Here is a 24,589-nt window from a genome sequence, read left to right as displayed (position 1 = left end):
TTTTTTTGTCTGCAAGGTTGAACTGTAACAAAACGCAACGCAGACTAATGACATTCAGTTACTCGGGTGTCTCATGTCATTACTATCTCGTTATTCCTTCTCTGTTAAACCTCAGGAAGCGATCCTCATTGTGATCACCATGTTCTGGGGTGGCACGTTTCTGGCGGTGCAATATGCCGTTACCCTGAGCGGGCCTTTTTTCTTTGTTGGTGTCCGTTTTGCCACCGCCGCGCTGGCGGTCGCGCTTTTGTCTTTACGCACATTGCATAAGCTGACGTGGCTGGAAGTTAAAGCAGGCGTTGCGATCGGTATCGCAATTGCGCTGGGCTATAGTTTGCAAACCTGGGGGCTACAGTTTATTCCCAGTAGCAAATCGGCTTTTATTACCGCGATGTACGTGCCGTTGGTACCGCTTTTACAATGGCTGTGTCTGGGACGTATCCCCGGACTGATGCCGTGTGTCGGCATTGTGCTGGCCTTTATCGGGTTGATTTTTCTCGCCGGACCGGGAGGCAATTTGCTGGCTTTAGGCGAAGGCGAGTGGATAACACTTGCTGGCGCGGTGGCGATTGCGGCAGAAATTATCCTGATTAGCGCGTGGGCGGGAAAAGTGGATGTACGTCGGGTAACGGTAGTGCAACTGGCGACCGCTTCGGTAGTGGCGTTTATTGCGATGGGCCCGGCCAAAGAGACCGTACCGCCAATGTCTACCGGATTGCTGGTTGTGGCGCTGGGGCTCGGAATTTTCAGCGCGATTATTCAGGTCACCATGAACTGGGCGCAGCGCAGCGTTTCGCCGACGCGAGCGACGGTTATTTATACCGGTGAGCCGGTGTGGGCCGGGATTTTTGGTCGTCTGGCGGGTGAACGCTTACCTTTACTTGCCTTGCTTGGCGCGGCATTCATTATTGTTGGTGTGCTGGTCAGTGAGCTGAAGTTCAAAAAGAAAAAAGCGCAGCCGCAAGAGGCGCCGCCGGAATCGCTTTAATTTAACCATACACCGCGTGATTTGGTATGCTGACGCCCTCACAAGAAGGAGAGGGCGAATGGTCCAACGCGCAGAGAAAAAAACAGGTAAGCGCTCGCAGGCCGTCAGTGCAAAACGCCAGGCCATATTAACCGCGGCATTAAATATCTTCTCCCAATATGGGATCCACGGCACGCGTCTTGAACAGGTTGCTGAGCAGGCGGGCGTATCAAAAACCAATCTGCTTTATTACTACCCGTCAAAAGAGGTGCTTTATATCGCTGTTTTACGGCAAATCCTCGACATCTGGCTGGCTCCGTTGAAGGCTTTTCGCGAAGACTTTGCGCCGCTGGTGGCCATTAAAGAATACATTCGCCTTAAGCTGGAAGTATCGCGCGATTACCCGCAAGCCTCACGGCTGTTTTGTATGGAGATGCTGGCCGGGGCGCCTTTATTGATGGCCGAACTGGAGGGGGATCTTAAAACGCTGATTGACGAGAAATCCGCGCTGATTGCCGGTTGGATAAAAAGCGGAAAACTGGCTCCGGTCGATCCGCATCATCTGATTTTTATGATTTGGGCTTCAACCCAACACTACGCCGACTTTGCCCCGCAGGTAGAGGCGGTGACGGGCGCAACGCTGCGTGATGAAGCCTTTTTTAACCAAACGGTGGAGAACGTACAGCGGATGATTATTGAAGGGATCCGCGTACGTTAACTGGCTGGCGGCAACGGGCAGCTTAAATCACCCTCTTCACACTGTAACAGTGAGGCGAGAAACGCTTCGCGCTCGTTGGTTTTATCGGTCAGGCACTGGCTGGATATCATCGCCTGGGCGCTACCGCCTTCGGTGCCAGAACTGATTAACGCGCAGTCTGCATCGCGCAGGGTTATCCATGAGGTTTGCGCTTTTTTCAGTAAATCTCGCTGGGTTGGGGCGGCGCGCTTCAGCGCATTCTGATACGTTTCATTAAGTTTAGCGTCGGCCGCCTTATATTGCTCTGCTGCACAGGTGTTCATCTCAATCTGCGTGTTCGCGTTGGCGCAGTCATCCGCCAGCGCCTGGCCGCTCAGCAGCAGCGCTGCACATGTCAGTACGATTCGTTTCATGCTTCCCTCTGACTTCATAAAAAAAGGCCCCGTTACCGGAGCCTTAATTAACCACAACCTTAGCCGATTGTCATCAGGCTGGCGTTACCCCCAGCCGCGGCGGTATTAACACTCAGGGAGCGTTCAATGTACAGCCTCTCTAGCAGAATATTGCTTTCGCCGCGGGCAAAGCCCTGGACCGACACGATCGCCCCTTCGCGGGCCGCCACGGCTTCGCACAGTGCGCGAAGCTGATCGGAATCGCCGTGGAAAATAACCGCATCAAACGGCTGGGTAGTGATGTTGTCCGCTTTGGCAAACTGAATGCGCCCGGAAACCGCGGCTGGCAAACGTTTTGCCAGGTCACGATGGAACGCATCATCTGGCCACAGGATTAAGCTCCCTACGGAAGCCACCGCAGCAAGCTGTACCAGCGCGTCCTGTTCATCATCAGCGATACACAGCACGCGTTCGCGCGGCAACAGTGTCCAGGTATTGCGTTCACCGGTTGGCCCTGGCAGCAGACGTTGGGTTCCGGCCTGCGACAGTTCGCCATACTGCTGGCAGAGAGCACGCAGCGATGGACGGTCGGTTGCCCATTCGCTGAGCGCTTCCAGCGGCTGAACAAGTGCAGCCTTAAGCTGCGCATCGACCGGATAGTCAGCATCCTGACGGGCAAGCGTAATGCCTAACGCATTTTCCGGACGGTTTGCCAGCAGGCGGTACAGATACAGCGGTCCACCCGCTTTTGGTCCGGTTCCTGACAAGCCTTCGCCACCGAATGGCTGCACCCCGACGACGGCGCCAACCATATTGCGGTTAACATACAGGTTCCCCACGTGTGCCGAGCCTGTGACCTGGGCGATGGTTTCATCGATTCGGGTGTGTACGCCCAGCGTCAGGCCGTAGCCGGAGGCATTGATTTGTTCAATCAGGTTGCCCAGATTGTTACGGGTGTAACGCACAACGTGCAGTACCGGACCGAACACCTCTTTTTGTAATTCGTCGAAGCTTTCCAGCTCGATAAGCGTCGGCGCGATAAAGGTACCGGTTTGCCATTCACGCGCATCGTCGCTGTTTTCGCGCGCGGCCTGGAACACCGGGCGTCCTTTGGCGCGCATGGCCTGAATATGGCGCTCAATATTGGCTTTGGCTTCTTCATCGATAACCGGCCCAATATCGGTGGTCAGGCGACCCGGGTTGCCCATACGGCATTCCGCCATCGCACCGCGCAGCATTTTCAGCGTATGATCGGCTATATCATCCTGCAGACACAGGACGCGTAGTGCGGAACAGCGCTGCCCGGCGCTGTCAAAAGCAGAAGCCAGAACGTCGACCACGACCTGTTCCGTCAATGCGGAAGAGTCGACAATCATGGCGTTCATCCCACCGGTTTCGGCGATAAGCGGGATTGGACGCCCCTGCGCATCAAGGCGGGTCGCGATATTGCGTTGCAACAGCGTGGCGACTTCCGTTGAGCCGGTAAACATGACGCCGCGTACGCGCTCATCGGAAGTGAGCTGCGCCCCGACGGTTTCACCCTGACCTGGCAGCAGTTGTACCACGCCCGGCGGTACACCCGCTTCGAGTAAAATAGCGATACCCTGGGCGGCAATCAGCGGAGTTTGTTCCGCAGGTTTTGCCAGCACGCTATTACCTGCCGCCAATGCGGCGGCAATCTGCCCGGTGAAAATAGCCAGCGGGAAGTTCCATGGGCTGATACAGACCACCGGCCCTAACGGACGATGGGTTTCATTATCGAAGTCATCGCGGACCTGACCAGCATAATAGTGCAGGAAGTCGACCGCTTCGCGCACTTCCGCAATGGCGTTGCTGAAGGTTTTACCGGCTTCGCGCACCAGGATGCCAATCAACTGCTGCATCTGACCTTCCATCACAACGGCGGCGCGATGCAAAATAGCGGCGCGCTCTTGTGGCGGGGTGGCGAACCAGATCGGCGCGTTATTTACCGCGTTCTGCAGCGCCTGTTCCACTTCGCTGTGAGTTGCTTCTCGCACGTAACCGACAATGTCTTTCGGCTCAGCCGGGTTAACCACTGGCGTCATTTCACCGTCAGCAACCGGATGTTCGAGCATCGGTTTAGCGTGCCATTTTTGCAGCGCGCTGTTGAGCAGGGCAGAAGACAGCGAGGCCAGACGATGTTCGTTAGCTAAATCCAGCCCGCCTGAGTTTTCGCGGCCTTTACCGTACAGGTCACGCGGCAGGGCAATCTTCGGATGCGGTAGACCGGCCTGGCCTTCCTGCTGCGCCAGTTTTTCAACGGCTTCGACCGGATCGGCCACCAGTTCATCCAGCGGCAGGGTAGTGTCTGCAATGCGGTTGACGAACGAGGTGTTGGCGCCGTTTTCCAGCAGACGACGCACCAGGTATGCCAGCAGCGTTTCGTGCGTGCCGACCGGTGCATAAATGCGGCATGGACGGTTCAGCTTGCCATCGGCAACTTTGCCGGTGACCTGCTCATACAGCGGTTCGCCCATGCCGTGCAGGCACTGGAACTCGTACTGACCCGGATAGTAGTTCTGACCGGCTAACTGATAAATTGCCGCCAGCGTATGGGCGTTGTGGGTGGCGAACTGCGGGTAGATCAGATTCGGTACCGCAAGCAGTTTTTTCGCACAGGCCAGATAGGAAACATCGGTGTACACCTTACGGGTGTAGACCGGATAGCCTTCCAGACCGTCCATTTGCGCACGTTTGATTTCGCTGTCCCAGTAGGCGCCCTTAACCAGACGGATCATCAGGCGACGGCGGCTGCGCGTGGCGAGGTCAATCAGGTAGTCGATAACATACGGGCAGCGCTTCTGATAGGCCTGGATAACAAAGCCGATACCGTTCCAGCCCGCCAGTTCAGGTTCAAAGCACAATTTTTCCAGCAGATCGAGGGAGATCTCCAGTCGGTCGGCCTCTTCGGCGTCAATGTTGATGCCGATGTCGTACTGGCGCGCCAGCAGTGTAAGCGACTTCAGACGAGGATAGAGTTCATCCATTACGCGATCGTACTGCGCACGACTGTAACGCGGATGCAGCGCCGACAGCTTGATAGAAATGCCAGGCCCTTCATAGATACCGCGGCCATTAGAGGCTTTACCAATGGCGTGGATCGCCTGCTGGTACGAAACCATATAAGCCTGGGCATCGGCGGCGGTCAGAGCCGCTTCGCCCAGCATGTCGTAAGAGTAGCGGAAACCTTTTTCTTCCAGTTTACGCGCGTTAGCCAGCGCTTCGGCGATAGTCTCTCCGGTGACGAACTGCTCGCCCATCAGGCGCATTGCCATGTCGACGCCTTTACGCACCAGTGGTTCACCGCTCTTGCCGATAATACGGTTGAGTGAGCGTGAGAGGCTGGCTTCGTTATGCGTAGAAACCAGACGACCGGTAAACAACAGCCCCCAGGTCGCCGCGTTGACGAACAGGGAGGGGCTGCGTCCAATGTGCGACTGCCAGTTGCCGTTGCTAATTTTGTCGCGGATTAACGCATCGCGGGTTGCCTTATCGGGAATACGCAGCAGGGCTTCCGCCAGACACATCAGCGCGACGCCTTCCTGTGAAGAAAGGGAGAATTCCTGCAATAAACCTTGTACCATCCCGGCGCGGCCGCTGGCGGTCTTCTGGTTACGCAGTTTGTCGGCCAGATCGTACGCCAGTTTATGCGCTTGCTCGGCGATGGGTTGCGGCAGACGTGCCTGCTCCATCAGCATCGGCACTGCGTCGGTTTCGGCGCGGCGGTACGCGGCGGTAATTGCCGCGCGCGAAACTGACTGCGGCAGGATCTGTTCGGCAAATTCCAGGAAAGGCTGATGCGCTTCATTCTGCGGCGTGGTTGACTCCTCACCCTCATTCGCGGCACCCGCCAGCAGGGCTGGCAGCTCAGGAAGCGCGTCGTCATTTTCCAGTCTTTCGAGATAATTAAAGATGGCTTGTTTGATCAGCCAATGTGGCGTGCGATCGATTCGTGATGCTGCTGTTTTAATACGCTCGCGAGTGGCGTCATCCAGCTTAACCCCCATCGTGGTGGTTCCCATGCCGTTTACTCCTGTTGTACTTAAATACGGGGCTGATAGTTACCGAGAAATATCTACTATGTTGCAACTTTGTGCAACCATGTTAAATGTGACTTGGTTTGCAAGCTTGGAAATGAATGAAATGTTAATAAATATGAGCGTTATGAAAGAGGCTGTAATAATTGCCGAATCTTTTTCTCTGCGGTAGTTAACACTTTTAAAAGGTGCAACCGTAAAAAGTGTGAGAGAGTGCAACCTACAGAAAAATGCTATCTACTCTGGATCAAATTTGATGTAAATGATGTGTTAAATCGATTGTGAATAACCATCGCTTCCGGCAGGATACGGTCGCCCTGGTAAACATAGATATCTTTGCCACGTTCCGGCAGGGTAATAAAACGGCAAGCCACGGCATTGCTGATACATAATTTTGGAGAGTTTTGATGGCTATTAGCACACCGATGTTAGTGACATTCTGTGTCTATATTTTCGGCATGATATTGATAGGGTTTATTGCATGGCGTTCGACCAAAAACTTTGACGATTACATTCTTGGTGGACGCAGTCTGGGTCCATTCGTGACCGCGTTATCCGCCGGGGCATCTGACATGAGCGGCTGGTTGCTGATGGGTTTGCCTGGCGCGATTTTCCTGTCGGGCATTTCAGAAAGCTGGATCGCCATCGGCCTTATTTTGGGCGCATGGATCAACTGGAAGTTGGTGGCCGGACGTTTACGCGTACATACCGAATACAATAACAATGCGCTGACGTTACCGGATTACTTTACCGGTCGCTTTGAAGATAAAAGCCGAATTCTGCGTATTATCTCCGCGTTGGTTATTCTGCTGTTTTTCACCATCTATTGTGCTTCAGGGATTGTGGCAGGGGCGCGTCTGTTTGAAAGCACCTTTGGCATGAGCTACGAAACAGCGCTGTGGGCGGGCGCGGCCGCGACGATCATTTATACCTTTATTGGTGGTTTCCTGGCGGTAAGCTGGACAGATACCGTCCAGGCCAGCCTGATGATCTTTGCTCTCATCCTGACGCCGGTAATGGTCATTATTGGGGTAGGTGGATTTGAAGATTCGCTGGAAGTGATTAAACAAAAGAGCATTGAGAACGTGGACATGTTCAAAGGGCTGAATTTTGTTGCCATCATTTCCCTGATGGGCTGGGGTCTGGGTTACTTTGGCCAGCCGCATATTCTGGCGCGCTTTATGGCGGCAGATTCCCACCATAGCATCGTTCATGCTCGCCGTATCAGTATGACCTGGATGATCCTGTGTCTGGCAGGTGCCGTGGCCGTAGGCTTCTTTGGTATTGCTTACTTTAACAACAACCCACAGCTTGCCGGTGCCGTTAACCAGAACGCCGAGCGTGTGTTTATTGAACTGGCGCAAATACTGTTTAACCCATGGATTGCCGGTATTCTGCTGTCTGCGATCCTCGCTGCGGTTATGTCGACTCTGAGCTGCCAGTTGCTGGTGTGTTCCAGCGCAATCACCGAAGATTTGTACAAAGCGTTCCTGCGTAAAAATGCCAGCCAGAAAGAGCTGGTATGGATTGGCCGCATCATGGTGCTGGTCGTGGCGTTGGTGTCCATCGCGCTGGCGGCGAATCCGGAGAACCGCGTACTTGGTCTGGTAAGCTATGCCTGGGCCGGCTTCGGCGCGGCGTTTGGTCCGGTAGTCCTGTTCTCCGTAATGTGGTCGCGTATGACCCGCAACGGCGCGCTGGCGGGGATGATCATTGGTGCGGTGACGGTGATCGTCTGGAAGCAGTTTGCCTGGTTGGGTCTGTATGAAATCATCCCGGGCTTTGTTTTCGGCAGCATCGGTATTGTGGTCTTCAGCCTGCTGGGTAAAGCGCCATCAACGGCTATGCAGCAACGTTTTGCCGAGGCTGATGCGCATTATCACTCAGCTCCGCCATCGCGTTTACAGGCAGAATAATCTGCCTTTGTCCTCAGGCTCGCTGTGTGCGCAATACCGTTCGGTTAAGCATGTATGGAGAACGTTTTACCCTGAATTAGTTTCCGTTCACCTTATGTGCATTGCTTCTCTGATATCGCTATACCTGTGAAAGTGCAAGGGAGGCTCACCGCCGCCTCCCTTGCATCCCAGGCTCCCGGCGGGAAAATCGTCGCTGCGCGAGCTATTCGTCTTATGCCGTCTGCCTGTCGGGTCGGGGCCGAGCCTGCGTCCCTGCAGGCCGTCCCCTCTGTCCGCATCCCTGCGGACAGACCCGGTCAGCCGTCAACGCCTCATCGATTTTCAGCCGGACCGGGGTCATCGCTTCAACGCTCTGACTTTCAGCTAAATCTTTTTTGCTGTTCAAATATATTCAAATAAAAGTGCAGGAGGTCAGGTGTGGCTGGTCCGGCTGAAAATTGCCGACGTGTTTCCGTAAGGCCGGGAGAGCCAGCATGGATGCTGGCTCAGGGCGCGCTTTGCAGGGACGCTACCTCGCGCCCGACCCGGTCGCCTGGAGGAATAAACGGAGGGGACCGCGGAGCGGCAATTTTCCCGCCGGGAGCCGGGATTGTAAAGGGCGTGGCGGAGAACGCCCTTTACACGTTCACAGGAATCGGTGCTTCAGAGAAACGATGTACATGAGGTGAACGGAATCCTTTCTCTGAAATAGCATGTTCATTACCTTCGCGAATACAGGTTGATGCTTTCTGATACACAGGCGTTAACTTAATGACATTGCCGCATGTGGGGGCTTTTATTACCTACGCTGCAAGCTCGCTATAACCGTTACCCGCCTAACTGTTTACATTAAGTCATCATTCTCAAAACATTCTGCTTGAGTTTTTCTTTACTGTAATGATAATCACTATCACTGTAATTTACTTTTCTTTTCATCAATTGACCGAGAATAACGTTTAAGGGTTCTTCGCATGTTTGTTCCATTTCTAATTATGTTGCGCGAAGGGTTAGAGGCCGCGCTGATTGTCAGCCTGATTGCCAGCTACCTGAAACGGACTCAGCGTGGTCGATGGATTGGTGTGATGTGGATTGGTGTTCTGCTGGCGGCGGCATTATGCCTGGCGTTAGGAGTTTTCATCAACGAAACCACCGGTGAATTTCCGCAAAAAGAACAGGAGCTGTTTGAAGGCATCGTGGCGGTCATTGCCGTGGTGATCCTCACCTGGATGGTGTTCTGGATGCGTAAAGTTTCGCGCAACGTCAAAGTCCAGCTTGAACAGGCTGTCGATAACGCGTTGCAGCGTGGCAACCATCACGGCTGGGCGCTGGTGATGATGGTCTTTTTTGCCGTTGCCCGTGAAGGGCTGGAGTCGGTGTTCTTCCTGCTGGCCGCATTCCAGCAGGATGTAGGTATCTGGCCGCCGTTAGGCGCGATGCTGGGACTGGCTACCGCAGTGGTACTGGGATACCTGATTTACCTCGGCGGCATTCGCCTCAACCTCGGGGCATTCTTTAAATGGACCAGCCTGTTCATTTTGCTGGTGGCTGCCGGTCTTGCCGCTGGGGCGATCCGCGCTTTCCACGAAGCCGGTTTGTGGAATCATTTTCAGGATGTGGCGTTTGACCTGAGCAGTGTGCTGTCGACGCATTCGCTGTTTGGCACATTGATGGAAGGCATTTTCGGCTATCAGGAAGCGCCAAGCGTGAGTGAAGTCGCTGTCTGGTTTATCTACCTGATTCCGGCGTTGATTATGTTTGCGCTACCGCCGCGTTCAGGCACTACGGCATCGCGTACCGCACCTTGATCAAAAAGCGATGCAGAATATCTTTTAGTTACAACATACTTATTTATAGGGCCAGGTTATGACGTTTAATTTTCGCCGTAGTGCGCTGCAGTTGGGTATTGCCGCGCTGTTTGCCTCCGCTTTTACTGCACAAGCCGCCGATATTCCGCAGGTGAAGGTCACGGTTAACGACAAACAATGTGAACCGATGACGATCACGGTAAACGCCGGGAAAACGCAGTTCATCATCCAGAACCACAGCCAGAAAGCGCTGGAGTGGGAAATTCTTAAAGGCGTTATGGTGGTTGAAGAACGCGAAAACATTGCGCCAGGCTTTAGCCAGAAAATGACGGCTAACCTGCAGCCCGGTGAATATGATATGACCTGCGGTCTGTTGACTAACCCGAAAGGTAAACTGATCGTAAAAGGCAGTGCAACAGCGGATGCCGCACAAAGCGATGCTCTGCTGAGTCTGAGCGGCGCGATTACCGAATACAAAACCTATGTGACAGCCGAAACCGCGCAATTGGTTGCGGGGACCAAAGCCTTCACCGATGCGATTAAAGCCGGCGATCTGGAAAAAGCGAAATCGCTGTACGCGCCAACCCGTCAGCATTATGAACGTATTGAACCGATTGCTGAACTGTTCTCCGATCTCGACGGCAGCATCGATGCGCGTGAAGATGATTATGAGCAAAAATCCGCCGATCCCAAATTCACCGGCTTCCACCGCCTGGAGAAAGCGCTGTTTGGCGACAATACCACTCAAGGTATGGACAAGTATGCCGACCAATTAAACAGCGATGTTCTTGACCTGCAAACGCGTATTAGCGAGCTGGCTTTCCCACCGTCTAAAGTGGTTGGTGGGGCAGCAGGGCTGATTGAAGAAGTTGCTGCCAGCAAAATCAGCGGGGAAGAAGATCGCTACAGCCATACCGATTTGTGGGATTTCCAGGCCAACGTCGATGGTGCGCAGAAAATTGTCGATCTCCTGCGTCCTCAGTTACAAAAATCCAATGCTGAGCTGCTGGCGAAGGTGGATGCGAACTTCAAAAAAGTCGATACCATTCTGAGCAAATATCGTACCAAAGACGGCTTTGAAACCTATGACAAACTGACCGAAGCCGATCGAAATGCGCTGAAAGGGCCAATCACGACGCTGGCGGAAGACTTGTCGCAATTACGCGGTGTTTTGGGGCTGGATTAAGCACTATGCAGCAAGATAATGAAAACGGCGTGAGCGAACCGTCACGCCGACGTTTACTGAAAGGGATGGGCGCCCTGGGTGGCGCGCTTGCGCTTGCCGGGGGATGTCCGGTTGCCCACGCGCAAAAACCGCAAAGTGCACCGGGAACGCTGTCCCCTGATGCACGTAGTGAAGCGCAACCGTTTTATGGCCAGCATCAGGCGGGCATCCTGACGCCGCAGCAGGCATCGATGATGCTGGTGGCGTTTGATGTTCTCGCCAGCGATAAGGCCGATCTCGAACGTTTGTTTCGGTTGTTGACCAGCCGGTTTGCGTTTCTGACCACCGGCGGACCGGCTCCGGATACGCCGAATCCACGTCTTCCCCCTATGGATTCAGGTATCCTCGGCGCATATATTGCGCCAGACAACCTGACGATGACGTTGTCAGTCGGCTCCTCGCTGTTCGATGAACGCTATGGCCTGAAATCGCAGATGCCAAAAAAGCTGCAAAAAATGACCCGCTTCCCGAATGATTCACTGGACGCGGCGCTGTGCCATGGCGATATGCTGCTGCAGATTTGTGCCAACACGCAAGACACTGTCATCCACGCGCTGCGCGATATCATTAAACATACGCCCGATCTCCTCAGCGTGCGCTGGAAACGTGAAGGGTTTATTTCCGATCATGCCGCGCGTAGCAAAGGTAAAGAGACCCCGGTTAATTTGCTTGGCTTTAAAGACGGCACCGCGAATCCGGACGCTACGGATGCGAAGTTGATGCAAGACGTGGTGTGGGTTACGGATGGGCAGGGCGAACCTGCCTGGGCGCAAGGCGGAAGCTATCAGGCCGTCAGGCTCATTCAGTTCCGCGTTGAGTTCTGGGATCGTACGCCGCTGAAAGAGCAGCAAACGATTTTTGGTCGCGATAAACACACCGGCGCGCCGCTGGGTATGCAGCATGAGCACGATGTACCTGACTATGCCAGCGATCCCGAGGGTGAGGTGATTGCGCTCGACAGTCATATCCGCCTGGCGAATCCGCGCACGAAAGAGACCGACTCCAGCCTGATGATGCGCCGTGGCTACAGCTATTCGCTCGGTGTGACCAATTCCGGTCAACTGGATATGGGACTGTTGTTTGTCTGCTATCAACACGATCTGGAAAAAGGCTTTTTGACGGTGCAGAAACGCCTGAACGGCGAAGCGCTGGAAGAGTATGTCAAACCGATTGGTGGGGGATACTTCTTTGCTTTGCCGGGTGTCAAAACTGCAGATCGCTATCTGGGACAGTCTTTGCTCGAAGCCTGATAATTATGCCCCGTTGTACAGCGGGGCTTTTCCTGACATCTTGATGAATCAACAAATTATTTTTTATGATCGGTATGGAACTGAAATAATTCTGTCATCTCTGGGCAAGAAACTGTCTCTGGTGATAAGATAGAATTTAAGTTAACAACAAGTAAAAATATTGTTGCATTAACGAAAGGTTATGATGTAATTATAAGTAATAGCGGTAGTTCCCGGCGGTGATAGTCGTTCACTATGGAGATCGCGAATGGAAAAGTCCTGTATTGGACACGTTTTTCACAGTAGTCGCAGTACTTTACGCGGACGTTTCTCTTCCGGTAGCCTCCTCGTCACCGCTAAATCTCTCTCTCATTCACTTCTTATCCTTGTTACTGACGCCCTGTACGGTGCGCGTAGCTGTGCGTGGCGTCTTATCCGAAAGCAAGCAATGGCTTACAAGGAAGCCAACCCTCAGATGTTCGTGCGCATAATCGTGCCGCCAACGGCGCGTGTGATGTATACCTACAACTCAAGGTGCTATCCATGGGAAGACAAAAAGCAGTGATCAAAGCTCGTCGTGAAGCAAAACGTGTGCTGAGGCGGGATTCGCGTAGCCATAAGCAACGTGAAGATGAATCGGTCACCTCGCTTGTGCAGATGGGCGGCGTAGAAGCGATTGGTATGGCGCGTGACAGTCGTGACGCCACGCCAATCACGGCGCGAAATGAAGCTCAGGCGCACTACCTGAATGCTATTGAGAGTAAACAGCTGATCTTCGCCACCGGTGAAGCCGGGTGTGGTAAAACCTGGATCAGCGCGGCAAAAGCAGCAGAGGCTCTGATCCACAAAGACGTGGACAGGATCATTGTAACCCGTCCAGTTCTGCAAGCTGATGAAGACCTTGGCTTCTTACCTGGGGATGTTTCCGAGAAGTTTGCTCCCTATTTTCGTCCAGTGTATGACGTGCTGGTGAAACGTCTGGGAGCCTCCTTCATGCAATATTGCCTGCGACCTGAGATTGGTAAGGTGGAAATCGCGCCGTTCGCCTATATGCGTGGACGTACATTTGAAAATGCAGTGGTTATTCTTGACGAGGCTCAGAACGTCACTGCTGCGCAAATGAAGATGTTTTTAACCCGCCTCGGGGAGAATGTGACGGTGATTGTGAATGGGGATGTGACCCAGTGCGATCTACCAGCCCACGTTCGCTCAGGGCTTAGCGATGCGCTGGCCCGTTTCGAAGAAGATGATATGGTTGGGATTGTTCGTTTCAATAAAGACGATTGCGTCCGCTCTGCGCTCTGTCAGCGGACGCTTAACGCTTACAGCTGATAAGTACGCCGTCTTCAAGGCCCGGGAAACCGGGCTTTGTTGTTTGACGTCAGCACATTACTTTTTTTGCTACTCCAGTCGTTGGCACAGGCCTGGTAAAACAACTACTGTTTAGGCCGAATAAGGCTCTTGCCATTCGCTACTTGCGCTCTTTATTACCAGAATTGAGAGTATTTAAAATGCTGTGCGCAGTTCCTCCAACACATTGTATTCCTCATCAACTAAATACAGGGCTTTCCATTTATCAAAGGTCAGGCAGGGGTGGGATGTGCCAAAAACAATAATGTCACCAACCTGGATGTTGCAGCCTGGCGCCAGAGATAGCATACAGTGTTGATCCATTATTCCTGTACTGGTGATTGCACCGGATTGAAATGGCAGCGCTTTGCCATTGCGATACAGGGCTACCGGTTGGGGTAATCCTGCATCAAAAGCTGCATCACGTTTGCCAAAATTGACCACGGCAAGTGAAGGTTCCGGTACCGACTGCACCATAGCCATCAGTTCCAGGGCGGGGGCTAAATCGCCGCCCAGATGGCTGGCAATGCTGTCGCGTGCCATTAATTCCTTTTGCGCCTGCTGGTAAATACCATTGTCATGCGTAATGTAACAACCCGGACGAATAACTATCCGGCAATGGGAGGGGGTTTTTGCTGCCAGCCAGATGTTACATACCACGTCATACCAGACGGTACCTGCGCCAGTGAGAACAAACTCGCCGTCGACATATTTTTCCATCTGACACGCCAGCAGCGCGGCGTCGCAAAGCAGCGTTTCAATTTGCGGCTGGGGATCGTGGCTGTGCAGCACGCCTTCATATAGTTCCAGTCCACGCAGGCGCAAACCTGACATCTGTGAAATTTCGGCGGTAAGCGCGAGCGCTTCTGCGGTCGTGCGGCATCCGCTGCGCCCGCCAGAAACACCCAACTCGACCAACACATCAAGCGTTTGCTGACGCTCGTTAAAGAATCTGGCCAGCGTTCTGGCATTGTCCAGGCTGTCGACCAGACAGAGATAATCAGCGTCCGGATATGTGTTTTTTAACTGTGAGACCAACAGCATGTTGGCTTTGCCCACCAGTTGGTTGGCCATCAGCACCCGCTGGATACCACATGCCATGGCCGCCTGCGCCTGCCAGGCGCTCCCTACGCCAATTGCCCATGCGCCCGCTTGCTGCTGCTGACGGAATATCCATGGAGTCATGGATGTTTTCCCGTGGGGAGCCAACGATACGCCTCGGGTATCTGCGTAACGCTGCATCCACAAAATATTGTTCTCCAGCGCCTGGGCCTTTATCACCGCGGCGGGCAAACAAACATCCTCATTCAGCACGCAGGCCCGGGCGGAAGAGGGGGTCAGCATAATGGCTGATTTATGTGCGGCAACTGTCATTCTGCGCTCCTTACGGGCGTTGCGTTCGAACGTGGCGTATGGCTGGTATTTTCACGTTCATCAGTGATCATTTTTAGCACCTCTTCACGGGAGAGCTTATTCTGCGGCGTCAGCAACGTTACCACCACGGCGGCAACCAGGCTGACAGACAGCGCAGGAATCACCGGATTACCTAATGCTTTTGACCATACCGGTGAAAGGATCACCGCCAGCGAGGTCAGGCTTCCTCCCAGCAACGCGGCAATGCAGCCCTGCCAGTTAAAACGCAGCCAGAATTTGCCCAGTAATACGGTGACGCACATACCGGACATGATCATCGAGATCATTTTGGTGATGTAGCCAATGATATCGTTCGAGGTCAGGGCAAAAACCAGTGCCAGCGCGATGACGCACAGCAGGAAAATGCGTGACAGGTTAATTGCTTTTTCCGGCGGCGGCATTTTGCCTGTCACCATGGTGTATATATCACGCAGAATAATGGAAACCCCGGCGATGGCATCCGAGCTGCCGGATGACAGGTTAGCGGACATCCCTGCTATTAACACCACCATGGCCAGAACATACGGGAGCGAGTTTGTCGCGTAGAGGAATGCAAAACTCGGATTTTCAAGACCAGGATCCATCACATGGGTAGCCATACCGATAATCGCGGGAAGGAAAGAGAATCCCATGTAAAGCAGACCCGTTATCACAAACGATTGACGAATCGCGCGGGTCGAGGCCGCAGAGTATATGCGCTGGCGGTATGATGGCGTTGCCAGCACGCCAATGCCAATAACGATCGACAGCGAAATGGCGGGGAGAAGTCCCAGTTTGCCGATCCCAAACAGCGTGAATGCCTGTGGATCGGTCTTTGCGACCACGACATCCCAACCGCCGACGTAGCTGACGGACATTGCTGCTAACATGATAAACCCAAGGAACAGAACAATGGATTGCAGCGTGTCGATCCACGAGACGGCTTTGTATCCGCCAATTCCGACGTAGAAAATAAAACCCACGGCGATAATAATTTTTGCTGTGGTGATATCGATGTTCGCTGCCCATGCTAAATACAGGCCGCCGCCGAGGATATGCGCGCCCAACCAGCCAATCGATGCGAGAAAAATCAACAGTGCCACCAGATTTTTGACGATTCGGCTACCACCTGTGTAATAGCAGATCTCCTCGCTCATGGTCATGAAGCGCATTTTGCGAACGGGCGCAAATAGCCAGGCTGTCAGCAGGATCCCCGTCGCGCCGCCAATACCGTACAACATTCCCGCCCAGCCGTTACTGTAGCCAAAGCTGACAGCGCCGATGCTGGAACCTGTGCCAACCATTGTACCGACGGTCGAACCCAGGGTTAACAGCATGGGTAACTTTCGCCCGCCGAGAATAAAATCCTCCCCGGTTTTTTGATGGCGAGTCACGTACCAGCCAACAAACATCATGGCGAAGGCGTAGATCAAAAACCACATCAGGAAATTTTCGTGTAGCATAATAGATCCTTGTTACTGAAGAGTGATCGTCAACAGTCAGCTTTTGAATTTTGAGTTGAAGCAGGTGATGTCTACTTCGACCATACAGTCGACGACCAGGTCGGCAACGCAGCACACGCGAGCCGGTGGATGTTCGGCAAAGAAGCTTTTAAAGACCTTGTTGAACGACTGGAAGTAACGGGCATCGGTAAGAAACACCTTCATATGCACAATATCTTCTTTGCCGAACCCGGCTTCAGTCATGATGTCGAGGCAGTTCTGAATGGCCTGCGTTGACTGCGCAACGATGCCGCCATCGATGATTTCACCATCGACCATTGGCGTTTGGCCTGAGACATACAACCAGCCGTCGGCAGCAACCGCTCTGGAAAAGGGTAATGCTTGTCCGCCAGTCCCTTCAGAGCCTTCAGTTCCGTATCGTTTAATCATTTTTATCTCCCGTTATTGTTCTTTTCTGCTTAAGAATTTGCCTGCGCGCAGGCCTGTCATTTGCTTATGGCTCCAGGTAAGGACGCCGTTAACGAACACGTGTTCAATCCCGTCGGCTGTCTGCTTAGGGTTCTGGAAGGTGCCGGTTTCGTTGATTTTCTGCGGATCAAAAATGACAAGGTCAGCGAAATTACCTTCCCGGACCAGTCCACGTCCCGTCAGGCCAAAACGCCAGGCGGACATGCCTGTCATCTTGTGAATGGCCGTGGTGAGTGGAAAGAGCTTCTCGTCGCGACTGTAGTGGCCGAGAACGCGTGGAAAGGTTCCCCATAAACGTGGATGTGGGTTGGGGTCGCACGGCAGACCGTCTGAGCCCACCATTGATGAGGGGTGTTGTAAAACCCGGCGAACATCGTCCTCGTGCATCTGAAAATAGATTGCGCCAGCAGGCTGCAACCGGGCTGCTGCGTGGTGAATATCTGTCTCCCACTGTTGCGCTATCTGTTGCAGTGTTTTACCGGACATCTCCGGATACGGTGTGGACCACGTGATCAGGATGTCGTAGTCCTCAGTGACTTGTTTCAGGTCGAGGTTGGAAGAGCCAGCTCGGTAAGGATAGACATCGCAATTGATCTCCTGGCGTTGCTGATATTTCTCGATCAACGCAAGCGTTTCAGTGGTTCGTCCCCAGTTCTTGGCACCTGCACATTTATGATGGGAGATCTGAACGGGAACCTGGCCATGACGACCGACCTGGAATGCTTCCAGCATGGCATCGATAATACCGTCGTATTCTGTGCGCATATGGGTGGTATAAAGGCCCTGATGTTCAGCGAGTAGTTCGGCGAGCGCGCAGCTCTCTTCTGTAGAAGCATTAACGGCATTGCCATACGAAAGACCTGTACTCAAACCCAAGGCACCCTGCTGCAGGGCCTGATTAAGCGTCTCGCGCATACTGTTGATATTGTTTTCGTTGGCGGGTTCAAGCAGTGATTCCACGCAGTTATTGCGCAGCGTGGTATGACCAATCAGCGTGGCAACATTCACTGAAGGAGTTACAGCATTGATGCGCTCACGATAACGGGCAACGTCCGGGTAGTGAAACTCGTCCAGTTCACCCAGCAAATTGATTGGGTCTGGCACCTCATCTTTTAGGGTTGCGCAGGCGGCGCTGATACCGCAATTTCCGACAATAATGCTGGTGACGCCCTGGGACGTCTTCTCGATATAGTCTGGTTTTCTGATGACAACCAGATCGTCATGGGTATGGACATCAATGAACCCTGGGGACAGCACTAACCCGCGACAATCAATAATATTCTCTGCAGCGGTGGTGATGGATGGCGCGATAAGGACAATCCGATCCCCTTCAACCGCGACATCAGCCTGGTATTCCGTATTTCCTGAACCATCAACGACGGTGGCGTTTTTGAACAACCAGTTAATCTTCATATGTGCTCCATAGTTCGGGAGGATTGGGTAATAAAATGCTGATAGGCGGCGATAAAAGACTGCGCCTGTTGCTGGGTTCGAGTGGGGGATTGTCCGGCACGATAGAGATCGCTGCCGAGCCCGGCTCCAGCACAGCCTGCGTCAAGATAGAGTTGAATGTTGTCTGGCGTGATCCCGCCAACCGCATACAGCGCGGTATGTGAGGGCAGGACAGATTTCAGTGCCCGTACATAATCCGGTCCAAACTGGCTGGTGGGGAAAAGCTTGATTTGCTGAGCGCCGGCATCAATGGCACTGAATGCTTCCGTTGGCGTCGCGCAGCCCGGCAGAACCTGCATCCGATGTTCCAGTGCCCGGCGAATCACATCGGGTCTGGTATTCGGGGTGACAATCAGCTGGCAACCTAATTGCGCCAGGCGGTCCACATTTTCTACGTTGAGGACAGTACCCGCCCCGATTGTGGCCTGCTCGCTATATGTATGAACGGCCTGCGCGATGCTGACTTCCCATTGTGGAGAATTCAGCGGAATTTCAATCGCGCGGAAACCAGCCGCAATCAGTAAAGGAATATGGGTATCAATTTCTTCAGGCCGTATGCCGCGCAAAATAGCGACAAGGGGGGCGATGTTATGGTTATTCATGTTGGAATTCCCTGATGTAGGACACTGGAAAATGGCGGCTGGCTAACGGTGTGGCGACAGAGAATTGTTTCCATAAGGGCGAGGGCGCCAACGCCAGATAGAGGGCGCTGAGGATCGTCATCTGCCTGTACAATGCTGCCGGTAAAAAAAGAATCGGTAGAAATCAGCGATGCCAGCGCTTCTTTAAGCACCTGTTTACCGCTGATGATGATGTTGGTTTCAGCTGAGAGATTCAGGGCCATACTCTGCTTTATCGCCTGCAGGTCAGAGTAAAGTGTTGCCCCCAATAAATAGCTGGCTCTCTGGTTATGCGTGGACTGAGTGAACAGATCGAGCAGTCGCACGGTGAAGCAACTGCGCGCCAGCCCTACCCGGCGGCAGGATGCAGCCCCTTTTAGCAGGTAGTCGTTGTCCAGTTTGGTGACAAACTGGCCGTCGAGTGAATTCGCCAAAATGGTCTGATGAGTGAGGACATCCAAAAGTTCTCCTGCCATTGTGGTAACGCAACTGACGATCTGCTTTTTTTCATCCGTCAGAATAAACTTGGAATGGGAACCGGGAAGCACGATCAGTGCCGGCCCTTTGACGTTGTGTTGCATCAGCAGACCAAATGTTTCAACTTCTTCGCCACGCATAACGTCCATGGCATCAATGTTTTCGACATCTACCGTAGCCACCGCATTTTTAACGCCAGGAATAAACCAGATGGGGTGTGCTGAAACTTCTGGGATTGTATGCGCAACGGTTCCCTCAACCAGGTCGTTGAATGAGACCGGTACGCTGAGGTGCGGGACGCAATAGAGTCCAACGTCTGACGTGATCATCCCTGACGCCACAATCTCATAAGGTTCGCTGATACCTGCCAAAGCGCGATCCAGGGCTTTTTTTACACCGTTAATCAGCTTGTTGCGATTTCCGGTTATCGCCGTATCACGCACTCCGACGGACTCACTGGTATCTGAAATTACCCGGCTATCCTTCCAGACACGGACTCGTGTGTTGGTCGTACCGGCGTCGATAGTGACAATAAGCATGCCGTTTCCCCTGCGTGAATTTTGTTTGGAATGATGTTCCGTTTATTTGAGGTTATTGATCAATTAACGGAATGTCATTCCGTATTTTTTGATTTGGTGATAGGATTCACAGAATACGAGGACGGTTAACTGCGTCGTAGATCGCAAATTACATGGTTAAAAAAGAGGTAACTGTCTAAAAATGAATGTGTTTTGCGGGTTATGGCATTACAGTTACAATAACGGAACTTTTTTATTGGGGATGAATGAATGTCAAACGGTGAAAATGCAAATTCCTCCGGTGTTGACAAGGTTCTGACGATCCTGGAAGAGATTAGCGAGCATTCCGACGGTATATCTCTGGCGGAGTTAGTCAAACGAACCGGGATCGCAAAGACCACAGTATTTCGTACGCTGGAGACGCTCAAGGAACGACAGTACGTTATGCAGGATAACGGAACTGAGCGTTATCATTTGGATCTGAAAAGTCTTGAGTTGGGAATCAAAGGATTGATGAACGTGAATCTGGTAGAGGTATCTATTCCTTACCTGAAAACGCTCTCAGCAAAAACCGCAGAAACCTGTTTTCTGGGGGTCTATAACAGCGGTCATGTTGTGTATTTGTATAAGAGTGAGGGAACGCTTTCTATACAGACTAATGCCCGTCTTGGTGCCAGATTGCCTGCATACTGTACAGGGATTGGCAAAGCGTTATTGGCTTTTCAGCCGTTGGAAGAGATTGATCGGGTGCTGAGTGAGCCGCTTATCCCATTTACTGAGAAGACGGTTGTTGATCGTGTTTCGTTGTATGAAACTCTGGCCGATATTCGGTTGAAGGGGTTCTCGCTGGATAATGAGGAAAATGAAGAAGGGTTAACGTGTGTCGCCCGGCCTGTGTTTAATTATACCGGTACCGTCATTGGCGCACTCAGCGTGGCAGGCCCCACGCACCGAATGCAGCGTAAAATTGATGATGTTAATGATGAACTGGAGCTGGTCTGTTCACTCATTTCTCGACGGTTGGGTTTTATTAACCGCTAACACAACACGCTTTTATGTAAAAGCCTGCTGTTATGTAACATACAGGCCGGATAAGGCGCTAATGCCGCATCCGGCAAATGAAATACGCGAAAAAAAAGCCCGTACTTTCGTACGAGCTCTTCTTAAAATATGGCGGTGAGGCGGGGATTCGAACCCCGGATACGTTGCCGTATACACACTTTCCAGGCGTGCTCCTTCAGCCACTCGGACACCTCACCATATTGTTGTTCCTGTGCTACCGGAACGGGCGCTAATTTAGGGAAATACCGCACCGGCGTCAATCAACTTTTTGAAAAAAACGTGCATTTACACAAACTTCAATCAATATGCAGCTTAAATAAGCGGGAATTGTTTTTTTTGCCAGCATCCTAAAATTTGTTACTCTGATGTTCCCTCGGAAAATGATGATAATAAGTGCGAGAAAGTTCCGCATAACAATGTTCAGGAGACTCTATGGATATAATTTTCTATCACCCAACATTCGATACGAGCTGGTGGCTTAATGCGCTGACAAAGGCCATACCTGGCGCGAACGTCCGTGAGTGGAAAACGGGTGATAATGCGCATGCTGACTACGCGCTGGTCTGGCATCCTCCGGTTGAAATGCTCGCCGGAAGAAAATTAAAAGCCGTATTCGCGCTGGGGGCGGGCGTTGATTCTATTCTTAGTAAACTGAACGCTCATCCGGAAATGTTGGATGCTTCGATCCCACTTTTCCGTCTGGAAGATACGGGTATGGGCCTGCAAATGCAGGAATATGCGGTCAGTCAGGTACTGCACTGGTTTCGCCGCTTTGATGATTATCAGGCATTAAAAAACCAGGCGAAATGGCAGCCGTTGCCAGAATATTCCCGCAATGAGTTTAGCGTCGGGATCATGGGGGCAGGGGTATTGGGCGCAAAAGTTGCAGAAAGTCTGCAAGCATGGGGGTTCCCGCTACGCTGCTGGAGCCGCACGCGTAAATCCTGGTCTGGTGTGGAAAGCTTTGCCGGTACCGAGGAACTGGGCGCGTTTTTGAGCCAAACTCGGGTGCTTATCAACCTCCTGCCCAATACAGCAGAAACCGTAGGCATTATTAACGCGAGTTTACTCAACCAATTGCAGGACGGAGCCTATGTGCTGAACCTGGCGCGTGGTGTTCATCTCAATGAAGACGATCTTCTGGCATCACTGGACAGCGGCAAAGTGAAAGGCGCTATGCTGGATGTCTACAGCCGCGAACCGCTGCCGGAAACCAGCCCGCTATGGAAACATCCGCGTGTGGCAATGACGCCGCATATTGCCGCGGTAACGCGCCCGGCAGAGGCGGTGGACTATATCTCCCGTACGATTATGGGTCTGGAAAGTGGCAAATCCGTCACCGGTCAGGTCGATCGCGTGCGGGGATACTGATGGTAACCCGGCAAGTGCCGGGTTTCAGCTAAAATACCCGTCATACTTCAAGCTGCATGTGCGTTGGCTACGTTTGTTCCCCCGCATCACTTACTGCAGTAAGTGATGTGGGTGTCACTCCCTTGCCGCCTGCCTGCAACTCGCATTATTTAGGGTATTAATGCCGGCGATACCTGCTATCCTTGACGGAAAATGACTACAGGAGAGAGTTATGTATCCCGTTGACCTGCATATGCATACCGTCGCCAGCACCCACGCCTACAGCACCTTAAGCGATTACATCGCTGAAGCCCGTCGCAAAGGTATCAAGCTGTTTGCCATTACCGATCATGGACCGGACATGGCGGATGCGCCTCATCACTGGCACTTTATTAATATGCGCATTTGGCCTCGTATTGTGGACGGCGTAGGGATCCTGCGCGGCATTGAGGCGAATATTAAGAATATTGAAGGCGAAATTGACTGCTCAGGTCCTATGTTTACCTCCCTGGATCTGATCATTGCGGGCTTCCATGAGCCGGTTTTTGCACCTCACGATAAAGACACTAATACCCAGGCGATGATCGCCACGATGGCCAGTGGTCATGTGCACATCATCAGCCATCCGGGAAATCCAAAGTATCCCGTTGATATCACGGCGATTGCGCAGGCGGCGGCAAAATATCAGGTCGCGTTGGAAATCAATAACTCCTCGTTTTTGCATTCACGTAAAGGCAGTGAAGACAATTGCCGCGCGGTCGCTGCAGCTGTGCGTGATGCCGGGGGCTGGGTGGCGTTAGGATCGGATTCACATACCGCTTTCACATTGGGAGAATTTGGCGAATGCCGTAAAATTCTCGATGATGTGAATTTCCCGGAAGACAGAATTTTAAACGTCACACCCAAACGCCTGCTGGCGTTTCTGGAATCGCGAGGCATGGAGCCGATCGCGGAATTTGCTGAACTGTAATTGTTACTAACTGGAATAAATGAATGAACGAGTTTTCTATCCTGTGTCGTGTACTGGGCTCGCTGTTTTACCGCCAGCCTCAGGATCCTTTACTGGTTCCCCTGTTTACCCTGATTAGCGAAGGTAAACTCTCCGCCAACTGGCCGCTGGAACAGGACGAACTACTTACTCGCCTGCAGAAAAACTGCGATATGCCTCAGTTGGCTGCGGATTACAACGCGCTTTTTGTCGGCGACGAGTGTGCGGTGCCGCCTTATCGTAGCGCCTGGGTAGAAGGGGCGAAAGAATCTGATGTTCGTGCATTTCTTTCTACCCGCGGCATGCCGCTGGCAGATACGCCTGCAGATCATATTGGTACGCTGTTGCTGGCGGCTTCATGGCTTGAAGACCAGTCTGCGGAAGATGAAAGTGAAGCACTAGAAACCTTGTTTGTGGAGTACCTGTTGCCCTGGTGTGGTTCGTTCCTTGGCAAAGTTGAAGCGCACGCAAACACGCCATTCTGGCGTACCATGGCACCGTTAACGCGTGATGCTATTGGCGCGATGTGGGATGAATTGCAGGAAGATACGGAAGAATAAATGTGATGTAAGTCACTTTAAACTGCAACGCAATTCATCACTTGCATAAATTGTGTGCACGATCTCATTCCTATGCCGTTTTTCTGCTAAGATACGCGGCATGAACATACTTCTCTCAATTGCAATCACAACGGGCATTCTCTCTGGGATCTGGGGATGGGTGGCCGTTTCTCTTGGCTTACTCAGTTGGGCTGGCTTTCTGGGCTGCACGGCCTATTTCGCCTGTCCGCAGGGTGGGCTGAAAGGGCTGTGGATCTCGGCGTGTACGCTGCTAAGCGGTGTGGTCTGGGCGTTGGTGATTATTAACGGTAGCGCGCTTGCCCCACATATGGACGTTATTGGTTATGTCATAACGGGAATCGTCGCGTTTCTGATGTGTATCCAGGCAAAGCAATGGTTGCTTTCATTTGTGCCAGGCACGTTTATTGGCGCATGTGCAACGTTTGCAGGGCAGGGGGACTGGCAGTTGGTCGTGCCGTCTCTGGCGCTAGGTCTGGTATTCGGCTATGCGATGAAAAACAGCGGGCTGTGGCTGGCGTCTCGCCGTGAAAATCGACTATCGTCTACGCTGACCAGTAAATAAAAAAGCGTGAGGGGTTCCTCACGCTTTTTATGCCAGAG

20 protein-coding genes and 1 tRNA gene are annotated in these 24,589 nt (G+C 52.6%); 12 read left to right on the top strand and 9 right to left on the bottom strand.

Going from position 1 to position 24,589, the window contains the following annotated elements; genetic code table 11:
* Window positions 1–73 precede the first annotated feature (73 nt).
* Complete coding sequence (locus tag WHR59_RS14970; protein ID WP_047412186.1) at window positions 74–988, top strand: DMT family transporter; 915 nt, start codon at window positions 74–76, stop codon at window positions 986–988.
* Window positions 989–1,046: 58 nt separating this feature from the next.
* The gene (rutR, locus tag WHR59_RS14965; RefSeq protein ID WP_043015857.1) at window positions 1,047–1,685 is read left to right on the top strand and encodes an HTH-type transcriptional regulator RutR; all 639 of its coding nucleotides are present in this window, start codon (window positions 1,047–1,049) and stop codon (window positions 1,683–1,685) included.
* Here the strand turns inward: rutR and WHR59_RS14960 are convergent.
* Window positions 1,682–2,077, bottom strand: a complete 396-nt coding sequence (locus WHR59_RS14960) for a lysozyme inhibitor LprI family protein (RefSeq protein ID WP_075144857.1) — start codon at window positions 2,075–2,077, stop codon at window positions 1,682–1,684. The two genes, rutR and WHR59_RS14960, sit on opposite strands and share 4 nt — an antisense overlap.
* A gap of 59 nt (window positions 2,078–2,136) precedes the next feature.
* On the bottom strand, window positions 2,137–6,099 hold the full coding sequence (gene putA, locus WHR59_RS14955) for a trifunctional transcriptional regulator/proline dehydrogenase/L-glutamate gamma-semialdehyde dehydrogenase (RefSeq protein WP_338843225.1): 3,963 nt from the start codon (window positions 6,097–6,099) through the stop codon (window positions 2,137–2,139).
* 422 nt (window positions 6,100–6,521) lie between these two features.
* On the opposite strand from putA, the gene putP reads away from it, so the two are divergent.
* The 5 genes from putP to phoH all read left to right on the top strand — a co-directional run bounded on the left by putP (window position 6,522) and on the right by phoH (window position 13,600).
* Window positions 6,522–8,030, top strand: a complete 1,509-nt coding sequence (gene putP / locus WHR59_RS14950; protein ID WP_032936247.1) for a sodium/proline symporter PutP — start codon at window positions 6,522–6,524, stop codon at window positions 8,028–8,030.
* Between the two features lie 950 nt (window positions 8,031–8,980).
* Window positions 8,981–9,814 carry an iron uptake transporter permease EfeU gene (gene efeU, locus WHR59_RS14945; protein ID WP_043015860.1) on the top strand — a complete coding sequence of 278 codons (834 nt, stop codon included), beginning with the start codon at window positions 8,981–8,983 and terminating at the stop codon, window positions 9,812–9,814.
* A gap of 58 nt (window positions 9,815–9,872) precedes the next feature.
* Entirely contained in the window at window positions 9,873–11,000 is a 1,128-nt protein-coding gene (gene efeO / locus WHR59_RS14940) for an iron uptake system protein EfeO (protein WP_087052680.1), read from the top strand.
* 5 nt (window positions 11,001–11,005) lie between these two features.
* Window positions 11,006–12,289, top strand: a complete 1,284-nt coding sequence (gene efeB / locus WHR59_RS14935; RefSeq protein WP_043015862.1) for an iron uptake transporter deferrochelatase/peroxidase subunit — start codon at window positions 11,006–11,008, stop codon at window positions 12,287–12,289.
* Between the two features lie 522 nt (window positions 12,290–12,811).
* The gene (phoH, locus tag WHR59_RS14930) at window positions 12,812–13,600 is read left to right on the top strand and encodes a phosphate starvation-inducible protein PhoH (RefSeq protein ID WP_047412174.1); all 789 of its coding nucleotides are present in this window, start codon (window positions 12,812–12,814) and stop codon (window positions 13,598–13,600) included.
* Between the two features lie 174 nt (window positions 13,601–13,774).
* Here phoH and WHR59_RS14925 read toward each other — a convergent pair whose 3' ends face one another.
* From WHR59_RS14925 to WHR59_RS14900, 6 genes are read right to left on the bottom strand one after another with little or no spacing between them, the layout of a single operon-like run.
* A complete protein-coding gene (locus tag WHR59_RS14925) occupies window positions 13,775–14,992 on the bottom strand; it encodes an amino acid deaminase (RefSeq protein WP_043015863.1) in 1,218 nt (405 codons plus the stop codon).
* A complete protein-coding gene (locus tag WHR59_RS14920) occupies window positions 14,989–16,473 on the bottom strand; it encodes a sodium:solute symporter family protein (protein WP_047412169.1) in 1,485 nt (494 codons plus the stop codon). The genes WHR59_RS14925 and WHR59_RS14920 overlap by 4 nt, the downstream gene beginning before the upstream one ends.
* A 36-nt stretch (window positions 16,474–16,509) precedes the next feature.
* Window positions 16,510–16,902, bottom strand: a complete 393-nt coding sequence (locus WHR59_RS14915; protein WP_043015865.1) for a RidA family protein — start codon at window positions 16,900–16,902, stop codon at window positions 16,510–16,512.
* A gap of 12 nt (window positions 16,903–16,914) precedes the next feature.
* Complete coding sequence (locus WHR59_RS14910; RefSeq protein WP_338843224.1) at window positions 16,915–18,354, bottom strand: D-aminoacylase; 1,440 nt, start codon at window positions 18,352–18,354, stop codon at window positions 16,915–16,917.
* Window positions 18,351–18,995: a 2-dehydro-3-deoxy-6-phosphogalactonate aldolase gene (locus tag WHR59_RS14905; protein ID WP_338843223.1), complete on the bottom strand. Its 645-nt coding sequence runs from the start codon at window positions 18,993–18,995 to the stop codon at window positions 18,351–18,353. The genes WHR59_RS14910 and WHR59_RS14905 overlap by 4 nt, the downstream gene beginning before the upstream one ends.
* The gene (locus WHR59_RS14900; RefSeq protein ID WP_338843222.1) at window positions 18,992–20,029 is read right to left on the bottom strand and encodes a 2-dehydro-3-deoxygalactonokinase; all 1,038 of its coding nucleotides are present in this window, start codon (window positions 20,027–20,029) and stop codon (window positions 18,992–18,994) included. Before WHR59_RS14900 ends, WHR59_RS14905 begins: the two co-directional genes overlap by 4 nt.
* Before the next feature lie 249 nt (window positions 20,030–20,278).
* Between WHR59_RS14900 and WHR59_RS14895 the strand changes: the two genes are divergently transcribed.
* Window positions 20,279–21,049 carry an IclR family transcriptional regulator gene (locus WHR59_RS14895; RefSeq protein ID WP_043015867.1) on the top strand — a complete coding sequence of 257 codons (771 nt, stop codon included), beginning with the start codon at window positions 20,279–20,281 and terminating at the stop codon, window positions 21,047–21,049.
* Window positions 21,050–21,179: 130 nt separating this feature from the next.
* Here WHR59_RS14895 and WHR59_RS14890 read toward each other — a convergent pair.
* Window positions 21,180–21,267: transfer RNA gene (locus tag WHR59_RS14890), tRNA-Ser, on the bottom strand.
* A gap of 235 nt (window positions 21,268–21,502) precedes the next feature.
* Here WHR59_RS14890 and ghrA point away from each other — a divergent pair.
* The 4 genes from ghrA (at window position 21,503) to WHR59_RS14870 (ending at window position 24,551) form a co-directional block, all read left to right on the top strand.
* A complete protein-coding gene (gene ghrA / locus WHR59_RS14885) occupies window positions 21,503–22,441 on the top strand; it encodes a glyoxylate/hydroxypyruvate reductase GhrA (protein ID WP_047412167.1) in 939 nt (312 codons plus the stop codon).
* 211 nt (window positions 22,442–22,652) lie between these two features.
* Window positions 22,653–23,390 carry a phosphatase gene (locus WHR59_RS14880; RefSeq protein WP_043015869.1) on the top strand — a complete coding sequence of 246 codons (738 nt, stop codon included), beginning with the start codon at window positions 22,653–22,655 and terminating at the stop codon, window positions 23,388–23,390.
* Between the two features lie 23 nt (window positions 23,391–23,413).
* Window positions 23,414–23,968 carry a TorD/DmsD family molecular chaperone gene (locus WHR59_RS14875; RefSeq protein ID WP_047412164.1) on the top strand — a complete coding sequence of 185 codons (555 nt, stop codon included), beginning with the start codon at window positions 23,414–23,416 and terminating at the stop codon, window positions 23,966–23,968.
* A gap of 100 nt (window positions 23,969–24,068) precedes the next feature.
* Window positions 24,069–24,551, top strand: a complete 483-nt coding sequence (locus tag WHR59_RS14870; RefSeq protein ID WP_047412162.1) for a DUF1097 domain-containing protein — start codon at window positions 24,069–24,071, stop codon at window positions 24,549–24,551.
* Window positions 24,552–24,589 lie beyond the last annotated feature (38 nt).

This window comes from Citrobacter europaeus (assembly GCF_037482245.1).
In the GTDB taxonomy this organism is placed as follows: Bacteria; Pseudomonadota; Gammaproteobacteria; order Enterobacterales; family Enterobacteriaceae; genus Citrobacter; species Citrobacter europaeus.
This window is presented reverse-complemented; position numbering and strand designations above follow the sequence as displayed.

Excerpts from the sequence above, each read along its gene's own strand:
- WHR59_RS14970 (WP_047412186.1), top strand. The coding sequence starts at position 74 with ATGTCATTACTATCTCGTTATTCCTTCTCTGTTAAACCTCAGGAAGCG.
- rutR (WP_043015857.1), top strand. The coding sequence starts at position 1,047 with ATGGTCCAACGCGCAGAGAAAAAAACAGGTAAGCGCTCGCAGGCCGTC.
- WHR59_RS14960 (WP_075144857.1), bottom strand. The coding sequence starts at position 2,077 with ATGAAACGAATCGTACTGACATGTGCAGCGCTGCTGCTGAGCGGCCAG.
- putA (WP_338843225.1), bottom strand. The coding sequence starts at position 6,099 with ATGGGAACCACCACGATGGGGGTTAAGCTGGATGACGCCACTCGCGAG.
- putP (WP_032936247.1), top strand. The coding sequence starts at position 6,522 with ATGGCTATTAGCACACCGATGTTAGTGACATTCTGTGTCTATATTTTC.
- efeU (WP_043015860.1), top strand. The coding sequence starts at position 8,981 with ATGTTTGTTCCATTTCTAATTATGTTGCGCGAAGGGTTAGAGGCCGCG.
- efeO (WP_087052680.1), top strand. The coding sequence starts at position 9,873 with ATGACGTTTAATTTTCGCCGTAGTGCGCTGCAGTTGGGTATTGCCGCG.
- efeB (WP_043015862.1), top strand. The coding sequence starts at position 11,006 with ATGCAGCAAGATAATGAAAACGGCGTGAGCGAACCGTCACGCCGACGT.
- phoH (WP_047412174.1), top strand. The coding sequence starts at position 12,812 with ATGGGAAGACAAAAAGCAGTGATCAAAGCTCGTCGTGAAGCAAAACGT.
- WHR59_RS14925 (WP_043015863.1), bottom strand. The coding sequence starts at position 14,992 with ATGACAGTTGCCGCACATAAATCAGCCATTATGCTGACCCCCTCTTCC.
- WHR59_RS14920 (WP_047412169.1), bottom strand. The coding sequence starts at position 16,473 with ATGCTACACGAAAATTTCCTGATGTGGTTTTTGATCTACGCCTTCGCC.
- WHR59_RS14915 (WP_043015865.1), bottom strand. The coding sequence starts at position 16,902 with ATGATTAAACGATACGGAACTGAAGGCTCTGAAGGGACTGGCGGACAA.
- WHR59_RS14910 (WP_338843224.1), bottom strand. The coding sequence starts at position 18,354 with ATGAAGATTAACTGGTTGTTCAAAAACGCCACCGTCGTTGATGGTTCA.
- WHR59_RS14905 (WP_338843223.1), bottom strand. The coding sequence starts at position 18,995 with ATGAATAACCATAACATCGCCCCCCTTGTCGCTATTTTGCGCGGCATA.
- WHR59_RS14900 (WP_338843222.1), bottom strand. The coding sequence starts at position 20,029 with ATGCTTATTGTCACTATCGACGCCGGTACGACCAACACACGAGTCCGT.
- WHR59_RS14895 (WP_043015867.1), top strand. The coding sequence starts at position 20,279 with ATGTCAAACGGTGAAAATGCAAATTCCTCCGGTGTTGACAAGGTTCTG.
- ghrA (WP_047412167.1), top strand. The coding sequence starts at position 21,503 with ATGGATATAATTTTCTATCACCCAACATTCGATACGAGCTGGTGGCTT.
- WHR59_RS14880 (WP_043015869.1), top strand. The coding sequence starts at position 22,653 with ATGTATCCCGTTGACCTGCATATGCATACCGTCGCCAGCACCCACGCC.
- WHR59_RS14875 (WP_047412164.1), top strand. The coding sequence starts at position 23,414 with ATGAACGAGTTTTCTATCCTGTGTCGTGTACTGGGCTCGCTGTTTTAC.
- WHR59_RS14870 (WP_047412162.1), top strand. The coding sequence starts at position 24,069 with ATGAACATACTTCTCTCAATTGCAATCACAACGGGCATTCTCTCTGGG.